Below are 9,446 nucleotides of genomic sequence, written 5' to 3'. Positions count from 1 at the left end.
CCCGACCGGGTTTCAATCCCTCCAGGGATGATCACGGACCGGGCTCATCACGAGCCTGCTGGCCCGCACGACCCCGTTTCAATCCCTCCAGGGATGATCACGGACAGGAAAACACGGAGAGCAACACCAGCACTCCTAGCTGTTTCAATCCCTCCAGGGATGATCACGGACACGGCCCGGCTGCAACTCGCCGAGGGACAGACCGTGTTTCAATCCCTCCAGGGATGATCACGGACCGGCCTCTCTCATTCCCCCACGCCAGGGCGTGCAACGTTTCAATCCCTCCAGGGATGATCACGGACCCCACGGTTCCCATTCCGGGGCCACCCAGCCGTGTTTCAATCCCTCCAGGGATGATCACGGACCCGTCGGGAGCTCCAGTCCATCATCGGCCCACTGATGTTTCAATCCCTCCAGGGATGATCACGGACACGAGGCGATCGACGCCGTGCCGGGTGATCAGGGCCTGTTTCAATCCCTCCAGGGATGATCACGGACGGGCGGCGCGCTCGCGGACTGCTGTGGTGACGTCCCGTTTCAATCCCTCCAGGGATGATCACGGACTGCCTTCCTTGACGTCCAGGCATTCCGCCGTGCCGGTGTTTCAATCCCTCCAGGGATGATCACGGACCACAGTGCCAGATGATGCCCGCCGGCAAGCGGCGATGTTTCAATCCCTCCAGGGATGATCACGGACTTGCCGAGTACTGCTCGGTGATCGGCAGGTTGAATTAGTTTCAATCCCTCCAGGGATGATCACGGACGGGCGAGTAGTCGCCCGGCTCGGCGTCCGTGGCAGTGTTTCAATCCCTCCAGGGATGATCACGGACCGGCAGCTCATTCCCGCACCGGTCAGCCGGTACTCGTTTCAATCCCTCCAGGGATGATCACGGACGCCGCCATCGAGTCCGAAGAGGCTCGCCTCGCCGCGTTTCAATCCCTCCAGGGATGATCACGGACATTGATGGTCAGCGGGCTGTAGTCGGTGGGCATGTGTTTCAATCCCTCCAGGGATGATCACGGACTCGCACCCGCGCGGATGCTGAGCGTGGTACCAGCGTTTCAATCCCTCCAGGGATGATCACGGACCGTCGATGTCTTGCTCGTCCATGCCGCGCTCAGGTTTCAATCCCTCCAGGGATGATCACGGACGCGGACCGCCACCGCGCCACGCCGTTCGCGCAACTGCACGCGTTTCAATCCCTCCAGGGATGATCACGGACGTGCACGCGATTTATGGCGACCGCGTTCTAGCGCTCCTGTTTCAATCCCTCCAGGGATGATCACGGACTGGGTCAGGTGGTGGGCACGGCCTCGCGCAGACGGCCGTTTCAATCCCTCCAGGGATGATCACGGACCGGCCGGGACCGGCGCTCCGGCGGCGAGCGGGCCGCGTTTCAATCCCTCCAGGGATGATCACGGACGATGTCGAGAAGATGGTGGGTGGGAGAGGCCCCCATGTTTCAATCCCTCCAGGGATGATCACGGACCGTCCCGCCCTTCGCGATGCCCTGTGGGGTGACCTGTTTCAATCCCTCCAGGGATGATCACGGACTTGAGCACAGCAGGGCTCGCGGATGCTGGAGACAGTTTCAATCCCTCCAGGGATGATCACGGACTTATCCCCACCTCGGCGTCGCCATCGTCGTCCTCTGTTTCAATCCCTCCAGGGATGATCACGGACGAGCGGGCGCGCACGGCAGGACCGCCGCCTTGTCATTGTTTCAATCCCTCCAGGGATGATCACGGACTAGCCGAGGGCCTGGGCGACGACGGGCGCGGGGGTGTGTTTCAATCCCTCCAGGGATGATCACGGACGGGGACGGGAATCCGGCGCTGGTACCAGCCCCGCAGGGTGTGTTTCAATCCCTCCAGGGATGATCACGGACCTGCAGTTGGTTGGTCTTGCCGGTGCCCTGGTCTCGTTTCAATCCCTCCAGGGATGATCACGGACTCGCCAAGATGGCGGGCCACGCCGACAAGCTCGCGTTTCAATCCCTCCAGGGATGATCACGGACTTGCCCATCACGTTGCGAAAGCCACTGGTCAGCCGTCGTTTCAATCCCTCCAGGGATGATCACGGACAGACTCCTGGTGGTAGTGCAAGTGTCGCGACTTCATGTTTCAATCCCTCCAGGGATGATCACGGACGAGCGCACAGTCGTTCTTCACATTTACACAGGCTTACGTTTCAATCCCTCCAGGGATGATCACGGACAAGGGCCTTGGCGCCGGCACCGTCCGGGCCCATCTGTTTCAATCCCTCCAGGGATGATCACGGACCGGCGCCGGGCTCACCGCGCAAGCGCGGGGCGACGACCCGTTTCAATCCCTCCAGGGATGATCACGGACCGCTCCTGCTGCCCGGCGTGCTGGCGCGCGCTCCCGTTTCAATCCCTCCAGGGATGATCACGGACTGAGCGCGACGCGGTCGGCCGGGACGCCCAGGAGCCCGCGTTTCAATCCCTCCAGGGATGATCACGGACCTCGTGGAGCGGGCGGCCGGCGCGGCGCCCGTCTTGTTTCAATCCCTCCAGGGATGATCACGGACCCGAGGATAAACGCGCAGGTCAGGGGCTGTTTGCGGGGCTGATCGGAGGACTGTTTTGCAGCGGTCCGGCGGTAGTGCAAACCCCCAGGTCACAGCCATGATCCTCATCATAGAGGATTGAGTCCTGGTTGCCCATCTCGTGTCCGAGCCACTCGGTCTCCACCAGGTGCGGGGACCGCGTCCGATAGATCCGGATGCCGTCGTAGTCAAGATCGAAATTGGTGCGCAGTACGGGGGGGAAGGCCTGGTACTGGGCGGCGGACAGCCCCCTTCGAACACGCTGCGCTGAACCCAGTGAAGATACTCGCAACAGATCTTGAGAGCGAGAGACTCATCACCGCACTTCCAGCAGGGTTTTGCCCATGGTGGCCCGCGGCTGGACGGCTGCATGCGCGTCAGCCGCTCGCTCCAGCGGGAACCGCTGCCCGATCACCGGACGCAACCGGCCGGCCGCCGCCTCGACCAGGACCCGTTCCCCGCCGCGTAGCCCGGTCGCGCGGACCAACATCATCGCCGTGCGCCCGTCGGCCAGCAACGCTACCGCGCAGTCAAGGTCCAGAGCCTCGGGGACCTCGACGAGTCCGCCGGCATCCCCCACCGCGCGCTCGGCGTAGCCATCCGAACCACTCGTGCTACTGATCACCCGCTTGGCAACCAGTCCCTTGTCGACGTCCGCACCGACCGCCGTGACCACGCCGCCCACACCGTTATCCATGATTATCAGCAGCCTCGCCGGGTACGGCCCGGCACCGTTCGCACGAAGCTGAGTATCCACAAAGGTGATGCTGGCGAACGCTGCCTCGATCAACATCTGCCCGGGCCCAACCACCGGGCCCAACCACCGGGTCCGGCGTGTCGCCCGCGACGAGCACCTCCGGCCCGCCGAACTCCTTCAACCACACCGCGCGCATGAGGCCCTTCCGATCAGCTCACACTCCCGGAACCGGATCCACAACCTCACCCTGAGTTCAGCTCAAGCGCTGTTTTCCGCACGCGGGGACACAATCGTAGCGATCATGCATGAAAGGTCCGTGGATGATCTCTCGACAACGGAACAGGATGATTAGCAGCTTCCAGGCGCAGGCGTCCGGACCCACGCGCAGACAGATCGCGCGTCTCGTCCACGCCGGTCAGTGGCAACGTCCCGGGTGAGGTGCCCGCTTCCCGGGACGCCTCCGATCAACTAACCGCTATATCTACTTACCGCAACAAATCGATTACGTTTTGCCGTATGCTTTGCAGCAAATGTGCTGTCTCGACGCCCGGAGGAGTGGCACCATGACCAGAGTGATGGTGAAAGATGATCCGTCGACGTCCCCACCGGCCGGACCACCCGGGGACGAACCACCCCCGGACGAGGAGGCATGGGCGCGATCCCGGTTCGCCGGCGTTCCCCACGAACCGCTCACCGATGCTGACCTGCGACGCTGGCCGTTCGGCATCGGCGCGGTCGAGACCCGCAACGGAATTACCTTCTTCCGCTCCCGTCACCCGGACGGTTTCACCTCGGATGACCTGCGCCAGACGCCCGAAGACGGCAGGCGGTACGAGCTACTCGACGGGACGATCGTGGTGAGTCCGTCCCCCGGATACACCCACCAACTCGCGGTGGCGCACCTGCTGACCATTCTCGTCGGCGCTCAGACCGGTACCGCGCGAACACTTCCCGCCCCTTTCGACATCACATTGACGCGCGGACGCATCCTTCAACCCGATATCGTCGTCATGCCGCACATCAAGGCCAAAATCCCAATTCTCGTGGTCGAGATCCTGTCCCGATACGGGCGAGGGTACGATCGGAAGGAGAAGTTCGGCGAGTACGAGGCATCCGGCATCCCATCCTACTGGGTCATCGATCCGGATATACTGGCGATCTCCGTCTTCGAACTGGCCGAAGACCGATACGAGCAGATCACATATATCGAGGACTCGGCGATGTGCAAGGTGGAGAGGCCGTTTCCGGTCAGCTTCTCCCCCGCCGCCCTTCTGGCCTGACAGAAAAGAAAAACCGCCGGGAGCGTATCAAGACACTCCCGGCAGCCCCCGACGTCCGAGCCCTGTTTTACAGGGCTCGGACGTCTTCCGCTCGAAACCGGCCGCCATGTCCGGCACTATTCGAGCACATACACCAGGACACATGTACAGCTGAATCAGTATACCTGGCCGAAAATGCCGGGCCGACCTTCCAGGGAAATGGCGGATCAGACCATGCACGACGCGTTTACGCTCACACGTTGAAGCCGAGGGCTCGCAGCTGCTCGCGGCCGTCATCGGTGATCTTGTCGGGGCCCCACGGCGGCATCCAGACCCAGTTGATGGTCACGTCGTTGACCAGCGCGTCCGGCCCGTCGGTCAGGGCGGAGCGGGTCTGGTCCTCGATCACGTCCGTCAGCGGGCACGCCGCCGACGTCAGCGTCATGTCCAGGGTCACGGTGTTGTCGTCGTGGATGTTGATCCCGTAAACCAGGCCCAGGTCGACGACGTTGATGCCGAGCTCGGGGTCGACGACGTCGCGCATGGCCTCCTCGACGTCGTCAACGGCGGCCTTGTCGCCAACGGCAGTCGTCTCGCCAACGACGTCCGTCCCGTCAACGGCGGCCGTCCCGTCAACGGCGGCCGTCCCGTCAACGGCGGCCGTCCCGTCAACGGCGGCCGTGTCGCCGACGGCCTGCGCGGCCTGCGCCACCGCCGTGTCCGTGCCGGTCGCCTCCTGGTCGGCCACAGTAGTTTCGCTCATCGGTCTGCCTCCTGTTCCGGGATGCCGCCCACCGCCTGCGCGGTCGCGTCCTTCCAGGCCATCCATGACAGCAGGGCGCACTTGACCCTGGCCGGATACTTCGACACGCCCGCGAAGGCGACCGCGTCCTCCAGCACGTCCTCGTCCGGGTCCATGGTGCCGCGGGACTGCATCAGCGCCAGGAACTCCCGTTCCAGCTCGAGCGCGTCCGTGACGGACCTGCCGATCACAAGATCGGTCATGACGCTCGCGGACGCCTGGCTGATCGAGCAGCCCTCGCTCTCGTAGGAGACGTCCGTCACCACACCGTCGGCGACCTTGACCCGCAGGGTCACCTCGTCGCCGCAGGTCGGGTTGACGTGGTGGACCTCGGTGTCGAACGGCTCGCGCAGCCCACGGTGGTGCGGGTTGCGGTAGTGGTCCAGGATGATCTCCTGGTACATGGAGTCCAGTTTCACGTTCCGAAGAACCTCCGGACGTGCCCCAGACCTTCCACGAGTGCGTCGACCTCACCGCGGGTCGAGTACAGGTGGAAGGACGCCCGTGTCGTGGCCGGAACACCGAAGCGCAGGCAGACCGGGCGGGCACAGTGATGCCCCACGCGAACGGCGACACCGAGTTCGTCGAGCAACTGGCCGACGTCGTGCGGGTGCAACGGCCGGTCGTCGGAGCCGGTCAGGACGAACGAGATGGCGCCGCCCCGGTCGAGCGCGTCCGGCGGCCCGATGATCCGCAACCCCGGTACGGCGGTCAGCCGCTCGAGGGCGTAGGCGGTGATGTCGTGCTCGTGCGCGGCGACCGCGTCCATGCCGAGGTCGGTCAGGTAGTCGACGGCGGCGCCGAGACCGACCGCCTGGGCGATCATCGGCGTGCCGGCCTCGAACCGGTGCGGCGGGACGGCGTAGGTCGACGCCTCCATCGTCACGATCTCGATCATCTCACCGCCGCCGAGGAACGGCGGCATGACTTCCAGCAGCTCGTGGCGGCCCCACAGCACGCCGATACCGGTCGGTCCGCACATCTTGTGGCCGGTGAAGGCGAGGAAGTCCACATCCAGCGCGGTGACGTCGATCGGCATGTGCGGCACGGACTGAGATCCGTCGAGCACGACCAGCGCGCCGACCGCGCGGGCCCGGGCGACCAGCGTCGCGACCGGGTTGACCGTGCCGAGGATGTTCGACTGGTGCACGAACGAGAAGATCTTCGTCCGATCGGTGATCACCTGCTCGAGGGTGGAGAGGTCGAGGCGGCCGTCGTCGGTGAGGCCGATCCAGCGCAGTGTCGCCCCGGTCCGCCGGCACAGCATCTGCCACGGCACCAGGTTGGAGTGGTGCTCCATCTCGGTGACGACGACCTCGTCGCCGGGCCCGAGCCGGAAACGCTCCGCCTCCGGACCCGACGCCGCCGCGTTGCTCATCGCGTAGGCGACGAGGTTCAGCGCCTCGGAGGAGTTCTTGGTGAAGACGACCTCGTCACGCCGGGGTGCGCCGATGAACGCCGCGACCTTGTCGCGGGCGGTCTCATACAGCGCGGTGGCCTCCTCGGCGAGTACGTGGATGCCGCGGTGGACGTTGGCGTTGTGCAGCTCGTAGTAGTCCCGCTCGGCGTCCAGGACGCGGGTGGGCTTCTGCGAGCTCGCCGCGCTGTCGAGGTAGACCAGCGGCCGATCGTCGTGGACGCGCCGCGCCAGGATCGGGAAGTCCTTGCGGATCTGCTCGACGTCGTATCCGGACCTCGGCCCGCCTACCCCTCCAACGGGGGCGGGCGAGAGCCTCGTGTCGGTCATCGTCATGCCACCGTCCCGGCCGGTTCGGTCGCTTTCACATACCGGTCGTAGCCGGCATCCTCCAGGACCGCCGCGAGTTCCGGGCCGCCGGAGTCGACGATGCGACCGCCGGCCATCACGTGGACGAACTCCGGCTTCACGTACCGCAGGATGCGGGTGTAGTGGGTGATCAGCAGGATGCCGGTCTGCCCCGCGGCACGGACGGACTCGATACCGCCGGAGACGATCCGCAGTGCGTCCACGTCAAGGCCCGAGTCGGTTTCGTCCAGAATCGCGATCTTCGGCTTGAGCAGGGCCATCTGGAGAATCTCGTGGCGCTTCTTCTCGCCGCCGGAGAAACCCTCGTTGACGCTGCGCTCGGCGAACGCCGGGTCCATCTCCAGCGTCACCATGGAGTCGCGGACCTCCTTGACCCACGTCCGCAGCTTGGGTGCCTCACCGCGCACGGCCGTCACCGACGAGCGCAGGAAGTTCGACACCGACACGCCGGGCACCTCGACGGGGTACTGCATGGCCAGGAAGACCCCTGCGCGGGCACGCTCGTCGACGCTCATCGCGAGGACGTCGACACCGTCCAGCGTCACCGTGCCCTCGGTGATCGTGTACTTGGGGTGACCGGCAATGGAATACGCCAGCGTCGACTTGCCGGAGCCGTTCGGCCCCATGATCGCATGGGTCTCGCCACGGCGGATCGTCAGATCCACGCCGCGCAGGATCTCCCTCCCCTCGGCGGAGTCGGTCTCCACCGAGACATGGAGGTTACGGATCTCAAGGGTCGACACTTGTTCAATCTCCTCAAACCGCTATGGCTTGCGCTATGCGCTATGGCTTGCCCTATGCGCTATGACTGGCCGACGTCCACCAGCACGTCGTCGCCGTCGATCTTCACCGGGTAGACGGGCACCGGCTCGGTTGCCGGCAGCCCGAGGGGCTCACCTGTGGTGAGGTCGAACTGCGAGCCGTGCAGCCAGCACTCGATCTTCGCGTCCTCGACCTCGCCCTGGGAGAGGGCGACGTCGGCGTGCGAGCATTCGTCGCGGATGGCGTAGACCTGCCCACCCGTCAGGGCCAGGCACACCGGCTCCCCGTCGATCTCCACCCCGAGCGGGACCTCCTCACTCAGGTCGGACAGGGCACACGCCCGCTGGAAACCACCCACTAGACGACCCCGCCAAGCTCGGCCTCGACCGCCGCGGTGATCCGCTCCCGCAGGGAATCGATCTCGATCCGGTCAACGATCTCGGCGAAGAAGCCCCGGACGACCAGGCGCCGCGCCTCGTCCGCCGGAATACCCCGCGCCATCAGGTAGAACAACGCCTCGTCGTCGAAACGCCCGGTCGCACTGGCATGACCGGCACCGACGACCTCACCGGTGGATATCTCCAGGTTCGGCACCGAATCCGCCCTGGCACCGTCGGTCAGGACGAGATTACGGTTGAGCTCGTAGGTGTCGGTACCCACGGCGTCCGTCCCGATCACGACGTCGCCGATCCACACCGCGTGCGCGCCGTCACCCTGCAGGGCACCCTTGTAGGCCACCCGGCTGCGGCACGACCGCGGGCCGTGGTCGACGAGCAGCCGGTGCTCCTGGTGCTGACCGGCGTCGGTGAAGAACAGGCCGTAGAGTTCCGCGTCCCCACCGGGCCCGGCGTAGGTGACCGTAGGTGACAGCCGCACCAGGTCACCACCGAGGGTGACAGTGAACGAACGAAACCGCGCGTCGCGGCCGACCGTGGCGGCATGCGCGGCCACGTGCACCGCACCGGCGTCCCAGTCCTGCAGCGACACCAGCGTCAGCGACGCGCTGTCGCCGACCGACAGTTCGACGTTACCGGCGAACGTGGCCTGCCCGGTGTGGTCGAGCACCACCGTGGCGGACGCGAACGCGCCGACCTCGACGACCAGATGGCCGTAGGCGACCCCGCCGCCGCCGTGCAGCCGCACGACCACCGGTTCCTCCGGCGCGGCCTCGGCGGGAACCGTGATCACGACGGCGTGCTCGGCCCGGGTCATCGCGAACGCCGACACCCGGTCGGCCGGGGTCAGTACCCGCCCGATGCGCCCGTCGTCGATACCGACGTGTTCGACCGTGACCGGCAGTGGGGCCTGCACGGTCACCTCAAGGGCGGCGTCGGCGGCGTCCGGGCCGGCAAGCAGGCCGCGCAGCCGACGCAGGGGGGTGAACCGCCACTCCTCCTCGCGCCCGGTCGGCACGGGATGCGCCTGCGGGTCGCGGGAGTGCACCGGACGCGGCCGGCTGTCGGGCCGCCCGTCCGGCCGGCCCGCGGCCACCCCGGGCCTGGAGCCGACCGGCAGGCCGGTCGACGACCCCGGTACCGGCACGGTCACGCTGGTACCAACACCGGTACCGG

General features: G+C 66.0%; 8 protein-coding genes, 1 pseudogene and 1 CRISPR repeat array. Of the genes and pseudogenes, 1 reads left to right on the top strand and 8 read right to left on the bottom strand.

The genetic code is table 11. The features are described 5' to 3' along the window. Positions 1–9 precede the first annotated feature (9 nt). Positions 10–2,551: a CRISPR direct-repeat array (repeat unit 30 nt; unit sequence GTTTCAATCCCTCCAGGGATGATCACGGAC). Positions 2,552–2,663: 112 nt separating this feature from the next. Beyond that, a pseudogene (locus CV1CTNOD_RS08210) lies at positions 2,664–2,866 on the bottom strand (CRISPR-associated endonuclease Cas2); the annotation flags it as partial. 19 nt (positions 2,867–2,885) lie between these two features. Beyond that, positions 2,886–3,380, bottom strand: coding sequence for a zinc-binding dehydrogenase (locus CV1CTNOD_RS08205; RefSeq protein WP_242606491.1), 495 nt, complete (start codon positions 3,378–3,380; stop codon positions 2,886–2,888). 449 nt (positions 3,381–3,829) lie between these two features. On the opposite strand from CV1CTNOD_RS08205, the gene CV1CTNOD_RS08200 reads away from it, so the two are divergent. Beyond that, positions 3,830–4,546 (top strand): Uma2 family endonuclease, encoded by a 717-nt coding sequence (locus tag CV1CTNOD_RS08200; RefSeq protein ID WP_165485382.1) that lies wholly within the window; start codon positions 3,830–3,832, stop codon positions 4,544–4,546. A 232-nt stretch (positions 4,547–4,778) separates the two neighbouring features. On the opposite strand, the gene CV1CTNOD_RS08195 is transcribed toward CV1CTNOD_RS08200, so the two are convergent. Genes CV1CTNOD_RS08195 through sufD form a run of 6 tightly spaced genes read right to left on the bottom strand, consistent with a single transcriptional unit; the run spans position 4,779 to position 9,366 of the window. Continuing rightward, entirely contained in the window at positions 4,779–5,288 is a 510-nt protein-coding gene (locus tag CV1CTNOD_RS08195; protein ID WP_242606490.1) for a metal-sulfur cluster assembly factor, read from the bottom strand. Continuing rightward, positions 5,285–5,746, bottom strand: a complete 462-nt coding sequence (gene sufU / locus CV1CTNOD_RS08190) for a Fe-S cluster assembly sulfur transfer protein SufU (RefSeq protein WP_131766226.1) — start codon at positions 5,744–5,746, stop codon at positions 5,285–5,287. The genes CV1CTNOD_RS08195 and sufU overlap by 4 nt, the downstream gene beginning before the upstream one ends. Further along, positions 5,743–7,074 carry a cysteine desulfurase gene (locus CV1CTNOD_RS08185; protein WP_242606489.1) on the bottom strand — a complete coding sequence of 444 codons (1,332 nt, stop codon included), beginning with the start codon at positions 7,072–7,074 and terminating at the stop codon, positions 5,743–5,745. The genes sufU and CV1CTNOD_RS08185 overlap by 4 nt, the downstream gene beginning before the upstream one ends. A 2-nt stretch (positions 7,075–7,076) precedes the next feature. Beyond that, complete coding sequence (sufC, locus tag CV1CTNOD_RS08180; protein WP_131785540.1) at positions 7,077–7,856, bottom strand: Fe-S cluster assembly ATPase SufC; 780 nt, start codon at positions 7,854–7,856, stop codon at positions 7,077–7,079. Between the two features lie 59 nt (positions 7,857–7,915). Then, positions 7,916–8,233: a non-heme iron oxygenase ferredoxin subunit gene (locus tag CV1CTNOD_RS08175; RefSeq protein ID WP_131766224.1), complete on the bottom strand. Its 318-nt coding sequence runs from the start codon at positions 8,231–8,233 to the stop codon at positions 7,916–7,918. Further along, positions 8,233–9,366 (bottom strand): Fe-S cluster assembly protein SufD, encoded by a 1,134-nt coding sequence (sufD, locus tag CV1CTNOD_RS08170; RefSeq protein WP_131785549.1) that lies wholly within the window; start codon positions 9,364–9,366, stop codon positions 8,233–8,235. Before sufD ends, CV1CTNOD_RS08175 begins: the two co-directional genes overlap by 1 nt. Between the last annotated feature and the right edge of the window lie 80 nt (positions 9,367–9,446).

The organism is Protofrankia symbiont of Coriaria ruscifolia (genome assembly GCF_900634745.1).
In the GTDB taxonomy this organism is placed as follows: domain Bacteria; phylum Actinomycetota; class Actinomycetes; order Frankiales; family Frankiaceae; genus Protofrankia; species Protofrankia californiensis.
This window is presented reverse-complemented; position numbering and strand designations above follow the sequence as displayed.

Coding starts and splice junctions, on each gene's coding strand:
- CV1CTNOD_RS08200 (WP_165485382.1), top strand. CDS start 3,830: ATGACCAGAGTGATGGTGAAAGATGATCCGTCGACGTCCCCACCGGCC.
- CV1CTNOD_RS08185 (WP_242606489.1), bottom strand. CDS start 7,074: ATGACCGACACGAGGCTCTCGCCCGCCCCCGTTGGAGGGGTAGGCGGG.
- CV1CTNOD_RS08195 (WP_242606490.1), bottom strand. CDS start 5,288: ATGAGCGAAACTACTGTGGCCGACCAGGAGGCGACCGGCACGGACACG.